The 21,223-nt window shown below is 65.5% G+C and carries 22 protein-coding genes; 12 read left to right on the top strand and 10 right to left on the bottom strand.

Annotation, left to right across the window (positions count from 1 at the left end):
- Positions 1 to 19: 19 nt before the first annotated feature.
- Together hrpB and EL191_RS19460 are read left to right on the top strand one after the other, a co-directional pair.
- On the top strand, positions 20 to 2,554 hold the full coding sequence (gene hrpB / locus EL191_RS19465) for an ATP-dependent helicase HrpB (RefSeq protein ID WP_041980622.1): 2,535 nt from the start codon (positions 20 to 22) through the stop codon (positions 2,552 to 2,554).
- Between the two features lie 7 nt (positions 2,555 to 2,561).
- A complete protein-coding gene (locus EL191_RS19460) occupies positions 2,562 to 3,368 on the top strand; it encodes a TlpA disulfide reductase family protein (RefSeq protein ID WP_041980624.1) in 807 nt (268 codons plus the stop codon).
- Positions 3,369 to 3,372: 4 nt separating this feature from the next.
- Here EL191_RS19460 and EL191_RS19455 read toward each other — a convergent pair whose 3' ends face one another.
- Entirely contained in the window at positions 3,373 to 4,107 is a 735-nt protein-coding gene (locus tag EL191_RS19455) for a substrate-binding periplasmic protein (RefSeq protein WP_017363601.1), read from the bottom strand.
- A 33-nt stretch (positions 4,108 to 4,140) separates the two neighbouring features.
- Positions 4,141 to 5,283, bottom strand: coding sequence for an endonuclease/exonuclease/phosphatase family protein (locus tag EL191_RS19450; RefSeq protein WP_041980626.1), 1,143 nt, complete (start codon positions 5,281 to 5,283; stop codon positions 4,141 to 4,143).
- Positions 5,284 to 5,472: 189 nt separating this feature from the next.
- On the opposite strand from EL191_RS19450, the gene EL191_RS19445 reads away from it, so the two are divergent.
- Positions 5,473 to 6,318: an SDR family oxidoreductase gene (locus tag EL191_RS19445; RefSeq protein ID WP_041980627.1), complete on the top strand. Its 846-nt coding sequence runs from the start codon at positions 5,473 to 5,475 to the stop codon at positions 6,316 to 6,318.
- On the top strand, positions 6,318 to 7,061 hold the full coding sequence (locus EL191_RS19440) for a substrate-binding periplasmic protein (RefSeq protein WP_013717127.1): 744 nt from the start codon (positions 6,318 to 6,320) through the stop codon (positions 7,059 to 7,061). The genes EL191_RS19445 and EL191_RS19440 overlap by 1 nt, the downstream gene beginning before the upstream one ends.
- Positions 7,062 to 7,072: 11 nt before the next feature.
- On the opposite strand, the gene EL191_RS19435 is transcribed toward EL191_RS19440, so the two are convergent.
- From EL191_RS19435 to EL191_RS19425, 3 genes are read right to left on the bottom strand one after another with little or no spacing between them, the layout of a single operon-like run.
- On the bottom strand, positions 7,073 to 7,507 hold the full coding sequence (locus EL191_RS19435; protein ID WP_013717126.1) for a VOC family protein: 435 nt from the start codon (positions 7,505 to 7,507) through the stop codon (positions 7,073 to 7,075).
- A 31-nt stretch (positions 7,508 to 7,538) separates the two neighbouring features.
- Positions 7,539 to 8,207 (bottom strand): YciC family protein, encoded by a 669-nt coding sequence (locus tag EL191_RS19430; RefSeq protein WP_041980628.1) that lies wholly within the window; start codon positions 8,205 to 8,207, stop codon positions 7,539 to 7,541.
- Between the two features lie 55 nt (positions 8,208 to 8,262).
- On the bottom strand, positions 8,263 to 8,748 hold the full coding sequence (locus tag EL191_RS19425; RefSeq protein ID WP_041980755.1) for a YbaK/EbsC family protein: 486 nt from the start codon (positions 8,746 to 8,748) through the stop codon (positions 8,263 to 8,265).
- A 101-nt stretch (positions 8,749 to 8,849) separates the two neighbouring features.
- Here EL191_RS19425 and EL191_RS19420 point away from each other — a divergent pair, with 101 nt between their 5' ends.
- From EL191_RS19420 to EL191_RS19410, 3 genes are all read left to right on the top strand, one after another.
- Positions 8,850 to 9,329 carry a LabA-like NYN domain-containing protein gene (locus EL191_RS19420; protein ID WP_013717123.1) on the top strand — a complete coding sequence of 160 codons (480 nt, stop codon included), beginning with the start codon at positions 8,850 to 8,852 and terminating at the stop codon, positions 9,327 to 9,329.
- A gap of 131 nt (positions 9,330 to 9,460) precedes the next feature.
- Positions 9,461 to 10,063, top strand: a complete 603-nt coding sequence (locus EL191_RS19415) for a 3'-5' exonuclease (RefSeq protein ID WP_013717122.1) — start codon at positions 9,461 to 9,463, stop codon at positions 10,061 to 10,063.
- A 383-nt stretch (positions 10,064 to 10,446) separates the two neighbouring features.
- On the top strand, positions 10,447 to 11,790 hold the full coding sequence (locus EL191_RS19410; RefSeq protein ID WP_017363606.1) for a DEAD/DEAH box helicase: 1,344 nt from the start codon (positions 10,447 to 10,449) through the stop codon (positions 11,788 to 11,790).
- A gap of 92 nt (positions 11,791 to 11,882) precedes the next feature.
- Here the strand turns inward: EL191_RS19410 and EL191_RS19405 are convergent, their stop codons facing one another.
- The 4 genes from EL191_RS19405 to EL191_RS19390 all read right to left on the bottom strand — a co-directional run bounded on the left by EL191_RS19405 (position 11,883) and on the right by EL191_RS19390 (position 15,227).
- A complete protein-coding gene (locus EL191_RS19405; RefSeq protein WP_013717120.1) occupies positions 11,883 to 12,245 on the bottom strand; it encodes a VOC family protein in 363 nt (120 codons plus the stop codon).
- 74 nt (positions 12,246 to 12,319) lie between these two features.
- Positions 12,320 to 12,751: a PAS domain-containing protein gene (locus EL191_RS19400; protein ID WP_041980629.1), complete on the bottom strand. Its 432-nt coding sequence runs from the start codon at positions 12,749 to 12,751 to the stop codon at positions 12,320 to 12,322.
- Positions 12,752 to 12,755: 4 nt separating this feature from the next.
- Positions 12,756 to 13,757, bottom strand: coding sequence for a response regulator (locus EL191_RS19395; RefSeq protein WP_013717118.1), 1,002 nt, complete (start codon positions 13,755 to 13,757; stop codon positions 12,756 to 12,758).
- 231 nt (positions 13,758 to 13,988) lie between these two features.
- On the bottom strand, positions 13,989 to 15,227 hold the full coding sequence (locus tag EL191_RS19390; protein WP_013717117.1) for a TIGR03862 family flavoprotein: 1,239 nt from the start codon (positions 15,225 to 15,227) through the stop codon (positions 13,989 to 13,991).
- A 114-nt stretch (positions 15,228 to 15,341) separates the two neighbouring features.
- Between EL191_RS19390 and EL191_RS19385 the strand changes: the two genes are divergently transcribed.
- Positions 15,342 to 16,475, top strand: a complete 1,134-nt coding sequence (locus EL191_RS19385) for an aminotransferase class V-fold PLP-dependent enzyme (RefSeq protein ID WP_041980630.1) — start codon at positions 15,342 to 15,344, stop codon at positions 16,473 to 16,475.
- A gap of 3 nt (positions 16,476 to 16,478) precedes the next feature.
- Here EL191_RS19385 and EL191_RS19380 read toward each other — a convergent pair whose 3' ends face one another.
- A complete protein-coding gene (locus tag EL191_RS19380; protein ID WP_041980631.1) occupies positions 16,479 to 17,399 on the bottom strand; it encodes a histone deacetylase family protein in 921 nt (306 codons plus the stop codon).
- Positions 17,400 to 17,457: 58 nt separating this feature from the next.
- On the opposite strand from EL191_RS19380, the gene EL191_RS19375 reads away from it, so the two are divergent.
- The 4 genes from EL191_RS19375 to EL191_RS19360 are packed head-to-tail and all read left to right on the top strand — an operon-like array spanning position 17,458 to position 21,077.
- Positions 17,458 to 18,018, top strand: a complete 561-nt coding sequence (locus EL191_RS19375) for a GNAT family N-acetyltransferase (protein ID WP_041980632.1) — start codon at positions 17,458 to 17,460, stop codon at positions 18,016 to 18,018.
- Positions 18,015 to 19,637, top strand: a complete 1,623-nt coding sequence (locus EL191_RS19370) for a SagB/ThcOx family dehydrogenase (RefSeq protein ID WP_041980633.1) — start codon at positions 18,015 to 18,017, stop codon at positions 19,635 to 19,637. The genes EL191_RS19375 and EL191_RS19370 overlap by 4 nt, the downstream gene beginning before the upstream one ends.
- Positions 19,618 to 20,487 carry an acyl-CoA thioesterase II gene (gene tesB, locus EL191_RS19365; RefSeq protein ID WP_013717112.1) on the top strand — a complete coding sequence of 290 codons (870 nt, stop codon included), beginning with the start codon at positions 19,618 to 19,620 and terminating at the stop codon, positions 20,485 to 20,487. The genes EL191_RS19370 and tesB overlap by 20 nt, the downstream gene beginning before the upstream one ends.
- On the top strand, positions 20,484 to 21,077 hold the full coding sequence (locus EL191_RS19360; RefSeq protein WP_080764307.1) for an HAD family hydrolase: 594 nt from the start codon (positions 20,484 to 20,486) through the stop codon (positions 21,075 to 21,077). The genes tesB and EL191_RS19360 overlap by 4 nt, the downstream gene beginning before the upstream one ends.
- Positions 21,078 to 21,223 lie beyond the last annotated feature (146 nt).

Below are 21,223 nucleotides of genomic sequence, written 5' to 3'. Positions count from 1 at the left end.
GGTCTGTTGTGGAGAAACCATGAACGACCTGCCGATCGACGCCCTGTTACCCGCCCTGCGCGATGCCTTGAGCACCCGCGACGAAGTCGTGCTGGAAGCGCCGCCCGGCGCCGGTAAGACGACCCGCGTGCCGCTGGCGCTGCTCGAGGCGCCCTGGCTGGACGGGCAGAAGATACTCATGCTCGAGCCCCGTCGCTTGGCGGCGCGCGCTGCGGCCGAACGTCTGGCCAGCGAACTGGGCGAGCGCGTTGGCGAGACGGTCGGCTACCGCATCCGCCTGGACAGCAAGGTGGGGCCGAATACGCGTATCGAGGTGGTCACCGAAGGCATTCTCGCTCGCCGCCTGCAGGATTATCCGGCACTGGACGGCGTTGGCCTGGTGATCTTCGACGAATTCCACGAACGCAGCCTGGATGCCGACCTGGCCTTGGCCCTGACGCTCAATGGCCGCGCCATGTTCCGTGCGGCGGACAGCGGCGAGGCGCCGCTCAAGGTGCTGCTGATGTCCGCCACCCTCGAAGGCGAGCGCCTGTCCGCGCTGCTAGGGGATGCGCCAGTGTTGCGCAGCGAAGGGCGTATGTTCCCGGTGGATATCCGCTGGGGCGCGCCGTTTCAGCCAGGGGAATGGATCGAGCCGCGTGTAGTGCAGACCGTGCAGCAGGCGCTGGTCGACGAGCCCGGCAGCCTGCTGGTGTTCCTGCCGGGTCAGGGCGAGATTCGCCGCGTGGCCGAGCAACTCGGCGAGGCGTTGGCGGGGCGCGCCGATATCCTGCTCTGCCCGCTACATGGCGAGCTGGAGCTGTCCGCCCAGCGAGCGGCCATCGAGCCGGCGCCGGCCGGCAAACGCAAGGTGGTGCTGGCCACCAACATCGCCGAGACCAGCCTGACCATCGACGGTGTACGCGTGGTGGTCGATGCCGGTCTGGCGCGGGTGCCGCGCTTCGACCCGGCCAGCGGCATGACGCGTCTCGACACGCAGCGTATTTCTCGCGCTTCGGCCACCCAGCGTGCTGGGCGCGCTGCTCGCTTGGAACCGGGCGCCTGCTACCGCTTGTGGTCGCAAGCGCAGCACGAGCAACTTAGTGCCTATTCCAGCGCGGAAATCCTTCAGGCCGACCTGTCCGGGCTGGCTCTGCAACTGCTGCGTTGGGGCGTAGCGCCGCAGGAGCTGAGCTGGCTCGATGTGCCACCACCGGCGGCCTATGCCCAGGCGCTGGACTTGCTCGGTCGCCTCGGTGCGCTGGATGAGCGCGGCGCGCTGAACGCCCATGGCCAGGCCATGGCCGAGCTGCCGAGCCATCCGCGCATCGCCCATCTGCTGCTGCGTGGTCAGGCGCTGGGGCTCGGTGCGCTGGCTTGCGACCTGGCAGCGTTGTTGTCCGAGCGCGATATCCTGCGCGGTGGTGGCGCTGATCTGCACAGCCGCTTAACCCTGCTATCTGGTGAAAGCCGCGCCGCGCGCAGTGCCCAAGGTGGCGTGCAGCGCGCGCGGCAACTGGCGAAACAGTTTCACGGGATGATCAAGAATCGTCCGGTGACTCAAGCGGTGAGCGACCCCAAGCACCCACGCTGGCTCGGCTGCCTGCTGGCTTTCGCCTACCCGGATCGCATCGCCCAGCAGCGCCGTGCCGGTGGCGCCGACTACCGCCTTGCCAATGGCCGCGCGGCGCAGTTCGGTGAAACCGATGCCCTGATGAAGTACGAATGGCTGGTGGTTGCGGACCTGGGCAGTCGCCAGGGCCAGCGCGAGGAACGCATCTACCTGGCTGCCGATCTCGATCCGGCGCTGTTCGCCGGGGAATTGGCCGAGCAGGTGCAGACGCTGGAGATGCTCGACTGGGACGAGCGCGAGGGCGCGCTGCGTACCGAGCGCCAGCGCAAGGTTGGTGAGCTGGTGCTGGAACGCCAGGCGCTGGCAGCGCTGGACGAGGCCGCGCGCTGCCGGGCTCTGGTCGGCCTGGTGCGGCGCAAAGGTTTGGAGCTGTTGCCCTGGACGCCCGAGTTGCGCCAATGGCAGGCGCGCGTGGCGCTGTTGCGTGAACTGGACATGCAGCAACAGGGGCAGAGCGAATGGCCGGACTTGTCGGATGCCGCGCTGCTGGCCAGCCTCGATCAGTGGTTGACGCCATTCTTAAGCAAGGTCAACCGCCTCAGTCATTTCGCAAGCCTCGATCTGCCGTCGATCCTGCAGACGCTGCTGCCCTGGCCGCTGCCGCAACGCCTTGACGAGTGGGCGCCGCGCGCGCTGAGCGTGCCGTCCGGCTCACGCATTGCCATCGACTACACGGAAAACCCGCCGGTGCTCGCCGTGCGCCTGCAGGAGCTGTTCGGCCTGGCCGCCACGCCGCGCATCGCCGGTGGCCGCCTCGGCCTCAAGCTGCACCTGCTATCACCCGCGCGCAGGCCGGTGCAGGTGACCCAGGATCTCGCCAGTTTCTGGGCCAATACCTACATCGACGTGAAGAAAGATCTGAAGGGGCGGTACCCCAAACACTACTGGCCGGACGACCCGCTGATCGCCGAGCCCACTGCACGGGCCAAGCCGAGAAAGTGAGAGATCAATGCTGACCCTTAACATCGGGCCGCTGGCCCTTGGCGTTAATCATGTGCTGCTGTTCGGCAGCCTGCTGGTGGCGACGCTGGTTGGCTGGCTGATTGGTCGCCGTTACGGTTGCAACCCCGAGCGCCAGCTGTTTCGCTCGCTGCTGGTCGGGCTGTTGGTGGCGCGGCTGGCCTTCGTTCTGGTGTACGCCGAGTTCTACCATGATGCGCCGTGGCGGGCGTTGGATATCCGTGACGGTGGTTTCATCGCCTGGCCCGGTGTGCTCGCCGGGTTGGCGCTGGGCGTCTGGTACTGCTGGCGTCAGACGCAGTTGCGGCGTTCGTTGGGTGTGGCGATGGGCGTCGGCCTGGCGCTGTGGCTCGGCGGCAGTCTGCTGTTGCACGCGTTGGAGCAGGGTACGCGATTGCCTGACTTGCAGGTACGGGACATGCAGGGCAATGCGGTGAACCTGCGTGATTACGCCGGTCAGCCATTGGTGGTCAATCTATGGGCCACCTGGTGCCCGCCGTGTCGGCGCGAGATGCCGGTGTTGATGCAGGCGCAGCAGCGTGAGGCGGCTATCACCTTTCTTTTCGTCAATCAGGGGGAAAGCGCTGCGCTGGTGAGCGAGTTCCTCGCTGCGCAGCAACTTAGCCTGGGCCATTTGCTGCTCGACGAACAGGTCAAGCTGGGGCAGCTGGTGGGCTCGCGTGCACTGCCCACCACGCTGTTCTACGACGCCGAGGGGCGGCAGATTGGCAGCCATCTTGGCGAGCTGTCGCACGCGAGTCTGGAGCGAGCGCTGGCCAGGCTGCGCGGCGATTGAAGGGTCAGTACAGCCACAGGTTCTCGCCTGACTCCTGCAAGCGCTGGTAGACCTTGTCCAGGTCGTCGCGCAGGCGCTCGGCACCTGGTGCATGGCGAGAGTAGATCAGCCTTAGCGGCAGGCGTTGCACTTCGACGAAGGGTAATTCGTCCATGCCCAGCGTGCGCATCGCCTGCTCGACGGGGGCGCGGTAGTCCAGCAGATAATCGGCGCGCCGCCGCTGGAGCATTTCCAGAGCCGAGGTATGGCTGCGGGTGCGGTGATGGATGATGTTGCGCGCCGGATCTTCCAGCCATTGATTGACGTCCTGCCAGTAGCTGTAGCCAGTGATCAGGATCACCCCTTGGCCCTGTAGCTCGTCCGGAATGATGGGCGCCGGCGTGTCGAGGCGAAAGTACAGGTTGAGGGTGATTTCCCCCAGCAGGTGTCGGCCCTCCAGAGTATGGCCGGCCAGCTCAGGCTTGCCGGATGCGCCAGCCCAGAGCTGGATGCTGCCGTCGAGCAGGCCACCGTAGAGGCGGGCGCCGGGGTAGGAGCGGAAGTCTGCCTCATAACCCGCCTCATCGAGCAGGCGTGTGGTGAGTTCAAGCCCCGATCCGCTCGGCTGGCCCTGAGCGTCGGTATAGGAGTACGGCGGAAACTCGTAGTAACCCACATGAATGCGTTGCCTGGCCTCGGCAGCGTGGGTAGCCGGCAGCCAGAACAGGGCGATGAATATCAGGCAGAAGCGTCTTGGCATTGGCGTTGCGGCTCTTCGCCGTCTTTTCATTTTTCATGGTGCCCGCTGAGGATGGACAAGACCGGGTTGGCTTGTCCAGCGCGGTCTATCCTGGCTGGGCAGGAAGAAGCGACCGATCACCGGTAGGTGATCGGAAATGCTCAGCGTATCGTGCTGACGAACCTGGCTGGCGAGCGGCGTCAGGCGCGGGCTGTAGAACAGGTAGTCGAGGGTACGATCCGGGCCGTGGGCGGCCGGGTCGTTGGGGTAGTGCGTGTACCACTGCGCCTGCTCTGCGCCACTGGCCTGTTGCAGGCTGGGGATCATCGGGTAGCGGCGGGTCAGGTCCTGCAGCTCGCTGTCGGCGGCGTACCAGCTGCGCTGACCCTCTGGCAGACGCTGGAACTGACCGGGTGGCAGCAGGTTGAGGTCGCCGCCCAGAACCCAGGTCTTGCCCGTACCTTGCAGTTGCTGGAGCAGGTCGTCGGTCATCTGCACCTGGCGTTGCATGGTGTTCTGACCCTGGGCGAAGGCATCGAAATGGGTGTTGATCGCCACCAGTTCTTCGCCGCCGCGAATCGGTAGGTAGCTGACCAGCAGCGCGCGTTTGAGTTGGAACTGGCGGCTTAGCGGATCTGCCTCCAGCATGGGCAGTTGCAGGCGTTCGGCGCGGGCGATCTGGAAGCGGCTGAGGGTGCCCAGCTTCATGCCGACGCTGCCGAGAATGCGTGGATGTGGAACGAAGCCGGCCTTCCAGTAGAACGCCTGGCTGCTGCATGGATAGAGGTCGCCCAGGCGTGCCTGGAGCAGGGCCAACTGGTCCTGGTGGTCGCTGGCCTTGGCGTTGTCATGCAGTTCCTGCAACAGCACCACGTCCGGTTGTTCGGCGCGCAGCACGCGCACCACTTCATTGAGCGTCAGCGCCAGGTCTTCGCTGCTTGGGCGCTCGTCCGGGCCATCACCGCCGGGCAGGTCATACCAGAATACATAGCGCTTGCCGGCCAGATACTGCACGTTCCAGGTCATCACCTTGAGCGCCTGACCCGGTTGCAGTTGCGCCACCTGGCCATTGCAGGCCACGGGCGCGTTTTCGTGCGGTAGTGGACGCCAGGTCAGGCTGTAGATCAGCGCGACTAGTACCGCGAGAGCAGGCAGCGCAATGAACAGAAGCAGGCGAAGCAGACGGTGCAGGGACATGGCGGAGCGGGCGGCTATGCTGGAAGCAGGCGAGGATACCCGAGTGCGCCGCTTCGTCCCAGGCATGCGAGCTGCGCGTTCTCCCGCCCGCTTCGCCCTGTCATGCGCCTGCAGTACCATGCCGAAAGGTTCGACAGCCCGGGTGATCGATCGGGTTTGTCGCTGACACTGGGCTTCCGGGAGCCAACCATGTATCGCAAGGTTTTTGCCAACAAGGTATTCGACCGCAAGGTGGTGCTGATCACCGGCGGTTGCGCGGGGATCGGCAGGGCGTTGGCCATGCGTCTGGCGCAGGCCGGGGCGCGGCTGGTGATTCTCGACCTGCAGCAGGCAGCGCTCGACAGCCTGGTGCAGCACCTGGCCGACCATCACAACGCCGAGGCCCTTGGCCTGGTCTGTGACGTCGCCGAGGCCGAGGCGGTGCAACGCGCCATAGCCCTGGCGGTGGAGCGTTTCGGCGGGATCGACGTGTTGGTCAACAATGCCGGCATCACCCACCGCAGCACCTTCGCCGAGACCAGTCTGGAGGTCTTCCAGCGGGTCATGGCGGTCAACTATTTCGGTGCCCTGCACTGTACCCAGGCGGCGCTGCCGAGCCTGATCGCCCGCCGCGGCCAGGTCATCGTGCTCAGCTCGCTGTCGGGCATCGCGCCGTTGCTCTATCGCAGTGCCTACAACGCCAGCAAGCATGCACTGCATGGCATGTTCGAGACGCTGCGCTACGAACTCAAAGGTTCGGGAGTCAATGTGATGCTGGTGTGCCCCGGTTTCACCGCTACCGACCTGCGCAAGAACGCCCTGGTTGGCGACGGCTCGGTGGCCGCACAGGCACCGCTGGCGATGGGCAAGGTCGCCTCGCCGCAGGATGTAGCGGAGGCCATCTACCAGGGTGCGCTAAAGCGCCGACGTCTGTTGGTGCTGTCGAATGTCGATTGGCGCGCGCGGGTGCTGGCGCGCTTCTTCCCGAGGCTCTTCGAGCGCGTGCTGTTGCCACGCCTGTCCGGGTTGCGGCCGCAGGATTTGGGGCGCCACTGATGCGCCTCTGGCTGCTCGTGCTGTTGATGCTGGCGCCGCTGTACCGCGCCGGCGCAGCCGAGCCCTTGCGGGTGATGACCGACCTTTGGCCACCGTTTCGCATGGACGACGAAAATGGCCAGTTGCAGGGGCTGGATATCGATCTGCTCGCTGAGCTGTCGCGCCGTACCGGGCTGCACTTCGAGGTGCAGCGGGCGCCCTGGGCGCGAGGCCTGGCGGCGCTGGAACAGGGCTCTGCGGACCTGATGACCGGCCTGGCCAGGACGCCCGAGCGGGAGCGTTACATTCGCTATCTGGACGTGCCTTACTACGCCTGCTCGCCGCGCTTCTACGCCAGCCCGGCATTGGCCATGCGCTTGAACGACTACGCCTCGTTGCGCGGTTTGCGCATCGGCTACGTGCTGGAATCGGTGTACTTCCAGCCGTTCGACGACGACAGGTCGCTGGACAAGGTCGGTGTCAGCAGCGAACAGCAACTGCTGGATATGCTGGTGCGTGGTCGTCTCGATGTGCTGGTCGGCACCGATTGCCAGGTCGACTACGCCTTGCTGGCTCCGGAACTGGCCGGCCGCATCGTCAGGGCCGCCTATCACCCCGACGCGCGCACCGCGCTCTATATCGGCTTCTCGCGCAAGCGCCTGGAGCGCCTGCCGGCACTGGCCGCTGCGCTCGATGAGTTGCTGCGCGAAGGCTGGGTCGCCAACGCCGCGCTGCGCTACCAGCCCGTGGTGGCACATCAGTAGGCAGGCCGACCTCAGCCGTGCTCGTGTTGCGCCGCACCCGCCAGCATCAGTTCCATGTCCCAGAAGGCCGCTTCGATCTTGTGGCCGTCGAGATCCCTGACGAAGCAACCGTAGTAGGGCTCGCCATAGTCAGGGCGTGGCCCTGGCTGGCCTTCGTCCTGGCCTCCGGCCGCCAGCGCTGCCTCGTGAAAGGCATGCACCGAGGCCTTGTCCGGGGCGACGAAGCCGAAGTGGCTGCCGTTGCCGAGTGTCGCCGGCTGACCGTTGATCGGCGTCTGTACCCAGAATTCCGGGTACTCGCGGCCAAAGGCCACCGCTCCGGGATGACGCATGATTTCCCGGCAACCGAGGGTGGCCAGGACCTTGGCGTAGAAGGCGCTGGCGGCGTCGAAATCGTTGGTGCCGATGGATACGTGAGAGAGGATGCTGGGGTTGGTTTCGCTCATGGCGCGCTCCGGGCCGGGGAAAACAGCAAGCCTAGTCACTGTTCTCGTCATTTGCTGCCTGCTGTGGTTCCAGCAGCATGAACAGGCGGAACAGCACGACGATGGCGAACAGTTGCAGAAAACCATTGCCGGTCTGATGCAGCACCCACAGCAAGGTGTCGCTCTGGCTTGGCTGCGTCCACCAGTCGAGCAGCCACAGCGGCACCAGCACATTGGCCAGGCAGGCGAACACCGGCCAGAAGCGCCCGTCGGTCAGCGTGAAACTGGCTTGCAGGGCACGCAGTGGCGGCTCCTGGCGGAGCACCAGGATCAATTCGGAGAAGGCCAGGCGCATCATGATCCAGATGCCCGGCACGATGAACAGCGACAGGCCTAACATGATCGCCAGGGTGCTCAGGCCGGTCATCAGAGCGAAGGTCGGCCATAGCTGCAAGCCAGCCGCGAACAGCTGGGCGTTGCCAGGCGACTGGCCGATGCTGCGGGCGTGTAGGAAGAGAATCAGCGGCGCGGCGTACAGCGGGTAGAAGAGAATGCCGAGCAGCACGCCATAGGCCGGGTTGGCGCCTTCGCCGAGCTGAGCGGCGAGGATCGTCTGGGCGATGGCTTCGAGTAGCAACAGCGGCAGGGTCAGGCGGGCAATGGCGGCGAGGTTGTGGCTGGAGAAGAACCAGGCGTCGCGTAAAACGGAAAGTGGGCTCATCGACGGGTTACCAAATGTCAGGGTACCCGCACTGTGGCGGGTTGCCGGGATAGGTTCAAGGGTACTCCAGCTGCGCATTGGGCAGCGCGGCGAGCAGGCGCGGCAGTTCATCGCCAGGTACTTCCAGGGTCAACTGCGGCGGGCCGGGTGAATACAGCAGAAAGTCGCAGGCCAGCACCGCGCGGTCGATCAGCAGGGTGATAGTGGCGTCATGGCCGAATGGGCAAGCGCACATCGGCACGCAGCCGGTGTGCTCGGTCAGCTCTTCATCGCTGGCGATACGCGGGCGTTTGCCGAGCAGCGCTTTGAGTCTGGCCCAGTCGGCGCGAGCGCCTTCAAGGGTGACCAGCATCGCGTAGCGCTGCGCATCGACGCGCAGGAACAGGCTCTTGCTCTCCACGCCGCGCAGGCCGAAGCGCCTGCGCACGGCGTGGGCGGTGGGGTAGTCCAGCACGGCTTCGTGCTCGATCAGGCGATGGCTGATTTGCAGGCGTTGGAGCAGGTCGAGGTTGCGCTGGCAGAGGTGTTCTAGAGGCGTCATGGCGGCAAGGATAGGGGCTGCGTCGCGCCCCGGCCAGCCCTGGACGCAGGATGCCGCCAGCTCTGGCATACTGGCGCCTTCGTCACCCCCGAGGACTCCCGGTGAAGAAGATCGCCGTATTCGCCGATGTGCAGAACCTCTACTACACGGTGCGCCAGGTGCATGGCTGCCATTTCGACTACAGCGTGCTGTGGGCCGAGGTCAGTCGTCGTGGCGTGATCGTCGAGGCCTATGCCTACGCCATCGACCGTGGTGACGCCAAGCAGCAGCAGTTCCAGCAGATCCTGCGCAAGCTGGGTTTCACCGTGAAGCTCAAACCCTATATCCAGCGTGCCGACGGCTCGGCCAAGGGCGACTGGGACGTGGGCATCACCATCGACGTGCTCGATGCGGTCGAGCGCGTCGACGAGATCGTCCTGGCCTCGGGCGATGGTGACTTCGACCTGTTGCTCGAGCGCGTGCGCAGCCGTGGCGTGGAAGCCATCGCCTTCGGCGCGCCGGGGCTGACGGCGCAGTCGTTGATTCGTGCCGCCAGCCTGTACGTGCCCATCGAAGGCGAGTTGTTGCTGAGAAATCACTGAGAGCTTCGTAATGCGCTCGGCATCTCGCGCTTCGGCGCTGCTCGCATTCAATGCACTCCGCTTGCCCTAGGCAGGTTCAACGCGAGGGGCCTTCGCTCGCGACGACATCTTCACCAGCTCCGAGGTTTTACGTGGAATCCATCGCCGTCATCGACTTCGAAACCACTGGCGTATCGCCGACCCAGGCGCGCGCCACCGAGATCGGCGTGGCGATCATCGAAGGCGGGCGCATCGTTGACCGCTACCAGAGCCTGATGAACAGTGGCGCCTGGGTACCGCCGTTCATCGAGCAACTGACCGGCATCAGCAACGCCATGCTGCGCAAGGCACCGCCGTCTGACCAAGTGATGAACGAAGTGGCCGACTTCATCGGCGAAAGGCCGTTGCTGGCGCATAACGCCTCTTTCGACCAGAAGTTCTGGGACGCCGAACTGGCGCGCGTTCGGCGCCGTCGCCTGCAGCCTTTCGCCTGTTCGTTGCTGCTGTCGCGGCGTCTGCTGCCGGAGGCGCCAAGTCACAAGCTGGGCAACCTCAACGCCTGGGCCGGCTTGCCGGATACTGGCCGCGCTCACCGTGCGCTGGCCGATGCCGAGATGGCGGCGAATCTGACCCTGCACCTGTTCGGCCTGCTGCGCGAGCGCCATGGCCGGCACCAGGCCGATCATGCCTTTCTCTGCCAGTTGCAGAACCTTTCGGCGGCCAAGGTGCGGGCGTTGCTGGCCACTGCCTGCTGAGGTTTTCCTCGTACCTGTAGGAGCGGCTGGGCGGCATCCCGCTTTAGCCGCGAGCTTTTATCGCGGCTAAAGCCCCTCCCACGAAGTCCCAGGCTGCATTGGCGAGGCTACGCCGGAGGAATTTCGCGCCTGAAGCCGCTCTTGCGTAGCCCGGATGCAATCCGGGGAAACGGTGACAGTGGCCCCGGATTGCATCCGGGCTACGTGCGCCCTCGGCGCGGCTAGAGGCCTGTGGCAGGCGCTTTCGACCGGGCATCCTGCTTCGTTCTGCCTCCTGCATTCATGCATGCAGCCGCAGCGGCGATTTTCGCGGCTGAAGCCGCTCCTACGGGTGGGGAAAGGGTAAACTGCGCGACTGTTTCCATTGCCATCCTGGTTGCCCCATGACCTTCGCCTCCCTCGGTTTGATCGAGCCGCTGCTGCGCACCCTCGCTGACCTCGACTACAAGACGCCGACCCCGGTGCAGAGCCAGGCCATACCCGCCGTGCTCAAGGGGCGTGACCTGATGGCGGCGGCGCAGACCGGCACCGGCAAGACCGCCGGTTTCGCCCTGCCGCTGCTGCAGCGCCTGACCCTGGAAGGCCCGCAGGTCGCCAGCAACAGTGTGCGTGCGCTGGTGCTGACGCCGACTCGCGAACTGGCCGAACAGGTGCTGCAGAGCTTCCAGGCCTACGGCCAGCATCTGCCGTTGACCAGCTACGCGGTGTACGGCGGGGTCAGCATCAACCCGCAGATGATGAAACTGCGCAAGGGCGTCGACGTGCTGGTGGCCACGCCAGGTCGGCTGCTCGACCTGTACCGGCAGAACGCCGTGAAGTTTTCTCAGTTGCAGACGCTGATCCTCGATGAGGCCGATCGCATGCTCGACCTGGGCTTCGCCCGCGAGCTGGACGAGCTGTTCAGTGCGCTGCCGAAAAAACGCCAGACCCTGCTGTTCTCCGCCACCTTCTCCGATGCCATCCGGCAGATGGCTGGCGAGCTGCTGCGCGACCCGCTGTCGGTGGAAGTCAGCCCGCGCAATGCCGCCGCCAAGACCGTCAAACAGTGGCTGATCCCGGTAGACAAGAAGCGCAAGAGCGAGCTGTTCCTGCACCTGTTGCAGGTCAAGCGTTGGGGCCAGGTGCTGGTGTTCGCCAAGACCCGCAAGGGTGTCGATCAGCTCGAACAGGAACTGCTGGCCATGGGCGTGGCTGCCGACTCGATCCACGGCGACAAGCCGCAGCCCAGCCGCCTGCGTGCACTGGAGCGCTTCAAGGCCGGTGAGGTGCAGATCCTGGTGGCCACCGACGTGGCCGCACGCGGCCTGGATATCGACGACCTGCCGCTGGTGGTCAACCTCGACCTGCCGATCAACGCCGAAGACTACGTGCACCGCATCGGCCGTACCGGTCGCGCGGGCAGCACGGGTGAGGCGATCTCGCTGGTCTGCGCCGACGAAGTCGACCAGTTGGCGGCGATCGAGAACCTGACCCAGCAGTTGATCAAACGTGTCGACGAGCCGGACTTCATTCCCGATCACCGCGTACCGCTGACGGCGGTCGGCGGCCAGGTGCTGAAGAAACCCAAGAAGCCCAAGCAGAAGCTGATCCCCGGCGCGGGCAAGGCAGGCGGTAAGGGCAATATCCACCTTGGCCGCTGGTTCGAGGAAGAGGACGCCAAGCCCAAGGCCAAGGCGGTACGCAAGGTACCGAGCTTCGGCAGCAAGCCCAAGGGCGGCAAGAAGTAGTCTGCAAAAGGCTCGCGGCTAAAGCGGATGCCGCTCAGCCGCTCCCACAGGCGCATGTCTTCCGATGTGGGAGGGGCTTTAGCCGCGACTGCTTAGATGTTCTGGCCGATTCGCCAGAGCACGCCGCTGGGGTCGAACACCATGAACTCGCGTATGCCCCAGGGCTGGTCCTGCGGCGCGATCAGCCGCGTACCGAAACGCTCGTCAAGGCGCGCTGCCTGAATCTGCTGCCACCAGGCATCGACTTCCTCCACCAGCAGGTGCATGACGAAGTTCTCCGCCTGCTCCTTGACGTAGAAGTTCTGCAACAGGAAGGCGCAGTGATCGCCGTGGCTGAAGTACGCCATCTGTTCGTCCGACCAGCCGGGCTTGAAGCCCATGGCCTGGTAGAAATCCATGCTCAGGGTGAAGTCCCGTGCCGGGACGAAGGTTTTCAGTTCGACGCTGCGCAGCATGTAAATCCCTTTTTCGTCAGAACCGTAGCCCGGATGCAATCCGGGAGCATCGATGCATCCGGGCTACGGTGGCATCATTGAGTCGTTCGCGCGGCCACGGCGGCGGCGGTCATGTCGTAGATTACCAGGCACACGTGCTCCACTGGCTGGCCGGCCAGCGGCAGCAGGGTAACGTTCTGGTACATGAAGTCGGCCTGGCCGGTGATCGGCTGGTAGCTTTTGAAACGCATCAGGTAGGGGCGTTGCTGCCACAGGCTGAACGCACGCGTGCCCAGTTGCACCACGCTTTCCACCTTGCGTTCCAGCCAGGGGCGGTCGATGTCGGGGAACAGCTCGAACAAGGAGCGGCCCTGTACCTGATCCGGGCCCAATCCCGAGTGGTTTTCCATAAAGGCGTTCCACACCTCGACGCGGTACTGGCGGTCGAGCACTACCACGCCGACGTCGATGCACTGCACGATGTCGAGCAGCCAGTGGACTTCCTTGATATCGATCTGCGCGGGCATGGCCTTACTCCATCAGGTAGCCGATCTTGGCGGTCAGGCGCTTGATCGAGTCTTCGGTGAACAACAGCAGCAGGTCGAAATGAATGGCGTGGCCCTCCAGGCTGTAGCTGATCTCCACGGCTAGGGTCTTGCGCCAGCGCTGGCGGTTGACCTGGATGATCTGGTCGAGGCTGGCGTGCTGGCCGAGCAATTGCGGGTGGCCCTGGGAGAAACGCAGGTCGAGCTGCTCGGCGACGCCGGCCAGGCAGGCACCGATCAGGATGCTGGCCAGATCCAGGAGCATCTCCGAGGTTTCCGCTTCGTTCTTTGGCTGCCAGCCGAGCAGGCGCGCCATGTCGTTCACTTCCGAATCATGGAACAGCAGCAGCGCTTCGCCGGCGATGGCTTCGCCGATGAAGCCCTGGCAGATGGCGCTGAAGCGCTCGCCGCGTTGGGCGTCGAGCAGGGTCATGTGCAGTTCGCTGACCTCGAAGATGTTCACCTGTGGCACCGGCAGCTGCACGAATACTCCGAGCACCTTGGCCAGCAGCGCAGCGGCGCGACCCATGGCGACGTTGCTCACCTCGCGCAGGGCATCACGGAAGCTGACCTTGAGCTCCGACAATGCCGCAGCCTGGGCCTGCGCGGCCGGTGTGGCCTGAGGGTCGAACAGTTTCAGATCGATCAGCGTCTGGCGCAGGATTTCCGGATCGGCTGGTTTCTTGATGAATGCCAGCGCACCCAGTTCGCGTACGCGACGCACGGCTTCTTCCTGCACGTCGCCGGACACCACGATGACCTGGCTCTTGAGTGCTTCGGCGCGTAGCGCCGCGAGGGTCTGGTAGCCGTCGAGCACCGGCATGGTCAGGTCGAGCAGCATGACTTGGCCCAGGCCCTGGCGGATCAGCGCCAGCGCCTCCTCGCCGTTGCTCGCCTGACTGAGGGAAACTGGCCATTCAGCCGGCAAGGCGCGGATCAATTGCTTGCGCGCCATATTGGAGTCGTCGCAGACCAGCAGCGGGATCACGGCGGAGGATTACCTGTGTGGGAGAGCGCTGAAGCTCAGCATAGTCGCAGCCCGTGCGGCGTCACAGTGGTTTCAGCGGTTTTTCAGGCGTAGGGCGGGTTAAACCCGCCAACCGGATATGGCGGGTTGCACCCGCCCTACGGCCTTAGCCAGTCCGTAGGGTGGGCTTCAGCCCACCGACAGCGGCCAGCTTTGGTGGGCTGAAGCGGAGCGCCGCCCGGCCCGCCACAACTACACGGCTTGTAACCAGTCGAGTACGCCCTGCGCCGCGACCCGCCCGCTGGCGAAACACGCAGTGAGTAGATAGCCGCCGGTGGGCGCTTCCCAGTCGAGCATCTCGCCGGCGCAGAACACGCCGGGCAGTGCCTTGAGCATCAGACCGTCATCCAGTGCCGCGAAGGGCACGCCGCCGGCGCTGCTGATCGCCTCGTCCAGCGGCCGGGTACGCAGCAGGGTGATGGGCAGCGCCTTGATCCAGAGTGCCAGATCGACCGGCTCGGCAAAGGCTGCGGCCGGCGCCAGTTCGCGCAGCAATGCGGCTTTCACGCCTTCGAGACCGGCCTGGCGATGCAGGTGTTTGGCCATCGAGTGCTTGCCGCGTGGCTTGGCCAGCGCCTGTTGCACCTTGGTCAGTGGCATCTGCGGCAGCAGATCGAGGTGGATCAGCGCCTGGCCATCGGCCTCGATGGCGCGACGGATATCGGCGGAAAAGGCGTACACCAGGCTGCCTTCGAAACCGCCAGCCGTCAGCACGAATTCACCGATGCGGGCGGGCTGGTCGGGCAGGCTGAGGGCGACATTCTTCAGCGGCGCACCGGCGAATTTTTCCCGCAGATGGTCGCTCCATCCGGCGACCTCGAAGCCGCAGTTGCTCGGTTTCAGCGCCGCCACCTCGATGCCGCGCGCCTGCAGCAGCGGCACCCAGGCGCCGTCTGAGCCCAGGCGCGCCCAACTGCCGCCACCCAAGGCCAGCAGGCAGGCATCGGCGGCCACGGCGCGTTCGCCGTCCGGCCCGGCAATACGCAGGCTGCCGTCATCGTTCCAGCCCAGCCAGCGGCTGCGGGTATGGATCGCCACCCCCAGCTCGCGCAGGCGGCGCAGCCAGGCACGCAGCAGCGGCGCGGCCTTCATGTCGCTGGGGAATACGCGGCCGGAGGTGCCGACGAAGGTGTCGATGCCCAGGCCGTGAATCCAGGCACGCAGGGCATCGGCATCGAACTCGCGCAGCAGCGCCGCGACCTCGGCCTGGCGCTCGCCGTAGCGGCCGATAAAGGCATCCTTGGGCTCGGAGTGGGTGATGTTCATGCCACCGACGCCGGCCAGCAGGAACTTGCGCCCCACCGAGGGCATGGCGTCGAACAGCTCCACGCACACACCGCCTTGCGCCAGCACTTCGGCAGCCATCAGCCCGGCGGGGCCGCCGCCGATGATGGCGACGTGATGAGCGGTGGGCTTGGTGGCTGTGGTCATGGCGGTGAGCAGGTAGGAGAAAGGCTGCGCATTCTACCCGAGAGCCTTGCGGCCTTGTCATTTGCTCGGGGTTGGGGCAGGTTCTGTTCGAACCTTTTTCGGCTGGAGCCTGCCATGTCCCAAATCTGTCCCGACATCGATCCCGATGGCCTGATCGAATATTCGGTGGTCTACACCGACCGCTCGCTGAACCATATGTCGCAGTCGTTTCAGGGTGTGATGCGCGATATCTCCGCCACCCTGAAACAGGTCTACAACGCCCATGCCGTGGCAGTGGTGCCGGGCAGCGGCACCTACGGCATGGAAGCGGTGGCGCGGCAGTTGGCGACGGAACAGAAGTGCCTGGTGATACGCAACGGCTGGTTCAGCTACCGCTGGACGCAGATTTTCGACATGGGCCGCATTCCAGCCGAGGCCCAGGTGCTCAAGGCGCGCCCGGTCGCCGACGGCCCGCAAGCCGCCTTCGCGCCGGCGCCGCTGGACGAGGTGCTGGCGACCATTGCCGCCGAGAAACCACAGGTGGTGTTCGCCCCGCACGTGGAAACCTCTTCGGGCATGATCCTGCCGGATGATTACCTGCGCGCGGTGAGCGATGCGGTACATGCCGTCGGTGGCCTGTTCGTGCTCGACTGCATCGCCTCCGGCACCCTCTGGGTGGACATGCGGGCCTGTGGCATCGACGTGCTGATCAGCGCCCCGCAGAAGGGCTGGAGCGCCTCGCCCTGCTGCGCCCTGGTGATGCTGAGCGAAGCCGCACAGGCGCGCGTCGAGGCGACCCAGAGCACCAGCTTCGCCTGTGACCTGAAGAAGTGGCTGCAGATCATGCAGGCCTACGAACAGGGCGGCCACGCTTACCACGCCACCATGCCCAGCGATGCTCTGGCGCGCTTCCGTGACGCCATGCTGGAGGCCAAGGCCATCGGTTTCGCCAAGGTGCGCCAGCAACAACAGGAACTCGGTGACCGTGTGCGCGCCCTGTTGGCTGCACGGGGCTTCAAGAGCGTCGCGGCCAAGGGCTTCGAGGCGCCGGGCGTGGTGGTCTGCTACACCGATGACGCGCAGATCAAGACCGGCGCCAAGTTCGCCGCCATCGGCCTGCAGATCGCCGCCGGCGTGCCGCTGCAATGCGACGAGCCGGCGGACTTCCAGACCTTCCGCCTTGGTCTGTTCGGGCTGGACAAGCTGGGTAATATCGAACGCACCGTGACCACACTGGAGCAGGCGTTGGACAAGGTGCAGGCCGGCTGATCCTTAGCGCAACCCTCGCGCCGCCCACACCCTTGCGGCGCTGTGATGGAGGATGCCGTGGCGGCGGGCGAGGGCGACGTGATCCTTCGAGTAACCGCCGCCTATCACCCCCAGCACCGGAATGTCGCGCCCCAGGCAGTGCTGCAGCACGGCTTCATCGCGGGCGGCCAGGCCGGCGTCGGTGAGTTGCAGGTAGCCCAGGGCATCGTCTTTATGCACGTCGACACCTGCGTCGTAGAGCACTAGGTCCGGCTGGTAGATCGGCAGCAGGTAGTTCAGCGTGTCGTCCACCACCTTCAGGTAATCGGCGTCGCCCATGCCGCGTGGCAGGGGGATGTCCCAGTCGCTCTGCGCCTTGCGCGCCGGGAAGTTCTGTTCGCAGTGCAGCGATACGGTGATCGCGTCCGGCTCGTTTTCCAGCAGCCGTGCGGTGCCGTCGCCCTGGTGCACGTCGCAGTCGAAGATCAGCACGCGGTGCACGCGACCCGCTTCGAGCAGGTAACGGGCGATCACCGCCAGGTCGTTGAAGATGCAGAAACCCGAGGGAAAGTCATAGTGCGCATGGTGCGTGCCGCCAGCCAGGTGGCAGGCCAGGCCGTGACGCAGCGCCAGTTCGGCGGTCAGCAACGAGCCGCCCACGGCGCGCACGGTGCGCTGCGCCAGCGCTTCGCTCCAGGGCAGGCCGAGACGGCGCTGATCCTCGGAGGGCAGCTCGCCGGCCATGTAGCGGGCGATGTAGTCCGGGCAATGAACCAGGGCGAGAATCTCCGCCGGGCACAGCTCCGGGCGTTGCAGTTCGGCATCGCTGGTCAGGCCGCTATCGACCAGGTGATCGCGCAGCAGGCGGAATTTCTCCATGGGGAAACGATGCCCGGCCGGGAAGGGCGGGCTGTAATCCTCGTGGTAGACCAGCGGTAGCGGCATACAATGACGGCTCAAGCGAATTGACGACGTATGGTCGCAGCCAATCGAGACAACTGCCATGCCCCTGATCGAAACCTCCTCCGAGCGCCTGTTGCTGCGGGCCTGGCGCGCCACTGATCTGCCGGCGCTGGTCGCGCTGAATGCCGATATCGAGGTGATGCGCCATTTCCCTGAGCCGCTGGATGCCGAGCAGAGTGCCCAGTTGCTGGCGCGCTTGCGTGCACATCACGAGCAACATGGGTTCACCTTCTGGGCACTGGAGCGGCGCGACGACGGCGAGCTGATCGGTTTCACCGGTCTGGCTCAGGTCGGTTTCGAGGCGCCCTTCGTACCGGCTGTGGAAATTGGCTGGCGTCTTGCTCGGGCGCACTGGCGCCAGGGCTATGCCAGCGAGGCGGCGCGTGCGGCACTGGCTGTGGCGTTCGAACGCCTCGCGCTGGACGAGGTGGTGAGCTTTACCGCGTCGGCCAACCTGCCGTCGCAGGCGGTGATGCGCAGTATCGGCATGCAGCGTGACGAAAGTGGCGATTTTCTCCATCCGCGTGTGCCGGATGGCCACCCGATGCAACCTCACGTGCTCTATCGCATCCGCCGTGAGCAGTGGCAGGCGCAGCAATGAGCGAGGTGCTTGCCTATCACCAGCTCAGCAAGCATGAGCCTGAACGTTTCGCGCCGGGGCCGGGACGTCTGGATTGGGCGACTCAGCCCGCGCCGTTTCGCCGCTACGAGGGCGCACGGCTGATCGAGCTGTACCACCGCCCGATGGAAGAGGGGCCAGCGTACGACACTGTATTCGCCGGTCCGCAGGCAGCACCCGCGCCAGTGGATCTGGCCAGCATCTCGCAGCTGCTGTACGACAGCCTGGCTATCTCTGCCTGGAAGGAGGCTGGCGGCAGCCGCTGGGCGCTGCGGGGCAACCCGTCATCCGGCAATCTGCACCCGACCGAGGCCTATCTGTTGCTGCCGCCGGGGGGCGTGGATGAGGGCGGTGTGCTGGCCCACTACGCGCCGGATATGCATGCGCTGGAGGTGCGCAGCGAGCTACCGCCGCCGCTTGGCCGGCAGCTTGCCGACAGTCTGCCGCCCGGTGGCTTTCTCCTGGGGCTGAGCAGCATCGTCTGGCGCGAGGCCTGGAAGTATGGTGAGCGCGCCTACCGTTACTGCCAGCACGACCTGGGGCATGCCCTGGCGGCGCTAGCCATCGCCGCTAGCGTGCAGGGGTGGCAGGTGCGCATGCTGCATGGCGTGGCCGAGGCTCGTCTGGACGGCCTGCTGGGACTGGACGGAGACGACTTTCATGAGGCCGAACACGGCGACTGCCTGCTGTGGATCGGCCCGGCGCAAACGATGGAGTTCGCGCTGCCCGAAACCCTGCTGAACGGGTTGGCGCACCTCGAGCGGATTGGGGCGCCCAATCGTCTGTCGCGCGAGTATCGCCACTGGCCCGAGTTGCAACGCGTACACGCACTGTGCCGCGCGCCGGCACGTGGGCGCGCTGCCTGGAGCGCGGATGCAGCCAGCGTTCGCAATGACAACCCCGGCCTGCCACTGCGGCCGATCCTGCATCGCCGGCGCAGTGCGCAGGCCATGGATGGCCGCAGCGGCATCCAGGCCGAACTGCTGCTGGCCTGGCTGCGTCGCCTGCTGCCGCAGCGCTCGCCGGTACCCTTCGCCGTGAGCGGCGAGCCGAGCGAGATCGATCTGCTGCTCTTCGTGCACCGCGTGCAGGGGCTGGCGCCGGGGTTGTACTGGCTGGATCGCACGGGCAACGGTGTACAGCCGCTACGCGAGGATTACCAATGGCAGCGAGTGGATGCCGAGCTGCCGCTGTACCGCCTGCTCGAAGGCGATGCCCGTGGTCTGGCGGGATTTCTCAGTTGCGGCCAGGACATCGCCGCCGATGGCTGCGTGGCCTTGGCCATGCTGGCGCGGGTGGAACGCGTGGTGGCCAATGGCGACTGGCGCTATCCCAGGCTCTACTGGGAGTGTGGCCAGATTGGTCAGTTGCTCTATCTGGAAGCCGAAGCGGCAGGGCTTTCCGGTACGGGCATCGGTTGCTATTTCGACGATGCTTTGCGTGAGCTGCTTGGAGATGCCGACAGCGGGCTGCAAAGTCTTTACCATTTCACCCTTGGCCGCGCCGTTTGGGATGAACGCCTGACATCGCTGCCGGCCTACCCGCAATTGCGTATACCCCCATGCAAGGAGACGACACCCCATGACTCAGGTTCTCGATGATCTGGTGGCGCTGCTCAGCCTGGAGCAGATCGAGGAAAACCTGTTCCGTGGCCGCAGCCAGGATCTTGGTTTTCGCCAGCTATTCGGCGGCCAGGTGCTTGGCCAGTGCATCTCCGCTGCCAGCCAGACGGTCGAGGAAGCGCGTCACGTGCATTCCATGCACGGCTACTTCCTGCGCCCTGGCGATGCCAGCCTGCCGGTGGTCTATCAGGTCGAGCGTACCCGCGATGGTGGCAGCTTCAGCACCCGTCGCGTGGTGGCGGTGCAGAAGGGCAAGCCGATCTTCTTCTGCAGTGCGTCGTTTCAATATGAAGAAGAGGGCTTCCACCACCAGAGCCAGATGCCGGACGTACCCGGCCCCGAGGGCTTGAAGTCGGAAACCGATCTGGCGCGAATGGTGGCGCCGATGATTCCCGAGCGCATGCGCGAGCGTGCGATCAGCGACAAACCCATCGAGATTCGCCCGGTCACCCTGATCAACCCCTTTGCTCCGCAGCCTTGCGAACCGGTCAAGTACGTATGGTTCCGCGCCGCTGGCGAGCTGCCGGACGACCCGCAGTTGCACAAGTACCTGCTGGCCTATGCCAGTGACTTCAATCTGCTGACCACCTCGATGCAGCCGCATGGCGTGTCGGTGTTCCAGAAATTCATGCAGGTGGCGAGTCTCGACCATTCGCTGTGGTTCCACCGCAACCTGCGCATGGACGACTGGTTGCTGTATGCCATGGACAGCCCCTGGGCGGGCAATGCTCGTGGTTTCTCCCGCGCCAGCATCTACAACCGCCAGGGCGAGCTGGTCGCGTCGGTGGCTCAGGAGGGGCTGACGCGCGTGCGCGAGGACTGGAAGTGAAGGTACTGCGCGAAGCACGTCACTGGGTGTTCGACATGGACGGCACCCTGACCCTGGCGGTGCATGATTTCCCGGCGATCAAGCGGGCGCTGGGCATTCCTCAGGAAGACGACATCCTCCACCACCTGGCGGCGCTACCGGCAGACGAGGCAGCAGCCAAGCATGCCTGGCTGCTGGAGCACGAACGCGAGCTGGCAGTGGCCTCACGCCCGGCACCAGGGGCCATCGAGCTGGTGAGGGCGCTGTGCGAGCGCGGCTGCCAGCTCGGCATCCTGACTCGCAATGCCCATCCGTTGGCGTTGCTGACGCTGCAGGCCATCGGCCTGGATGACTGCTTCGCCACGGCCGATATCCTCGGCCGCGATGAAGCACCGCCCAAGCCGCATCCGGGCGGTTTGCTGCATCTGGCCGAGCGCTGGGCGGTCAAGCCGCAGGAACTGGTGATGGTCGGCGACTACCGCTTCGACCTGGAATGCGCCCAGGCTGCGGGCGCGCGCGGGGTGCTGGTCAACCTGCCGGACAACCCCTGGCCGGAGCTGACCGGGCTGCATGCGCAGGATTGCGCGCAGTTGTTGGCTGCGTTGGGCTGAGCGGCGGCACGGCACTACAGGATTGCGGCATTTTCAGTTGATCAAGCAGCAGCGGATGGCGCTTGTGAGTCAAAGAGCTATCGCGGACAAGTCCGCTCCCACAGTTGTTCAGCGCTCGCAGCGGGTACGGCTATCCCTGTGGGGAG

The sequence above is a fragment of the Pseudomonas mendocina genome, assembly GCF_900636545.1.
Classification (GTDB): Bacteria; Pseudomonadota; Gammaproteobacteria; order Pseudomonadales; family Pseudomonadaceae; genus Aquipseudomonas; species Aquipseudomonas mendocina.
The sequence above is the reverse complement of the archived record's forward strand: the minus strand, read 5'-3'. Positions and strand labels throughout refer to the sequence as shown.

Coding starts and splice junctions, on each gene's coding strand:
- EL191_RS19405 (WP_013717120.1), bottom strand. CDS start 12,245: ATGCTGCGCAGCGTCGAACTGAAAACCTTCGTCCCGGCACGGGACTTC.
- EL191_RS19400 (WP_041980629.1), bottom strand. CDS start 12,751: ATGCCCGCGCAGATCGATATCAAGGAAGTCCACTGGCTGCTCGACATC.
- EL191_RS19380 (WP_041980631.1), bottom strand. CDS start 17,399: ATGCCGCTACCGCTGGTCTACCACGAGGATTACAGCCCGCCCTTCCCG.
- tesB (WP_013717112.1), top strand. CDS start 19,618: ATGACTCAGGTTCTCGATGATCTGGTGGCGCTGCTCAGCCTGGAGCAG.
- EL191_RS19410 (WP_017363606.1), top strand. CDS start 10,447: ATGACCTTCGCCTCCCTCGGTTTGATCGAGCCGCTGCTGCGCACCCTC.
- EL191_RS19425 (WP_041980755.1), bottom strand. CDS start 8,748: ATGACGCCTCTAGAACACCTCTGCCAGCGCAACCTCGACCTGCTCCAA.
- EL191_RS19385 (WP_041980630.1), top strand. CDS start 15,342: ATGTCCCAAATCTGTCCCGACATCGATCCCGATGGCCTGATCGAATAT.
- EL191_RS19435 (WP_013717126.1), bottom strand. CDS start 7,507: ATGAGCGAAACCAACCCCAGCATCCTCTCTCACGTATCCATCGGCACC.
- EL191_RS19445 (WP_041980627.1), top strand. CDS start 5,473: ATGTATCGCAAGGTTTTTGCCAACAAGGTATTCGACCGCAAGGTGGTG.
- EL191_RS19440 (WP_013717127.1), top strand. CDS start 6,318: ATGCGCCTCTGGCTGCTCGTGCTGTTGATGCTGGCGCCGCTGTACCGC.
- EL191_RS19455 (WP_017363601.1), bottom strand. CDS start 4,107: ATGCCAAGACGCTTCTGCCTGATATTCATCGCCCTGTTCTGGCTGCCG.
- EL191_RS19375 (WP_041980632.1), top strand. CDS start 17,458: ATGCCCCTGATCGAAACCTCCTCCGAGCGCCTGTTGCTGCGGGCCTGG.
- EL191_RS19460 (WP_041980624.1), top strand. CDS start 2,562: ATGCTGACCCTTAACATCGGGCCGCTGGCCCTTGGCGTTAATCATGTG.
- hrpB (WP_041980622.1), top strand. CDS start 20: ATGAACGACCTGCCGATCGACGCCCTGTTACCCGCCCTGCGCGATGCC.
- EL191_RS19370 (WP_041980633.1), top strand. CDS start 18,015: ATGAGCGAGGTGCTTGCCTATCACCAGCTCAGCAAGCATGAGCCTGAA.
- EL191_RS19390 (WP_013717117.1), bottom strand. CDS start 15,227: ATGACCACAGCCACCAAGCCCACCGCTCATCACGTCGCCATCATCGGC.
- EL191_RS19430 (WP_041980628.1), bottom strand. CDS start 8,207: ATGAGCCCACTTTCCGTTTTACGCGACGCCTGGTTCTTCTCCAGCCAC.
- EL191_RS19450 (WP_041980626.1), bottom strand. CDS start 5,283: ATGTCCCTGCACCGTCTGCTTCGCCTGCTTCTGTTCATTGCGCTGCCT.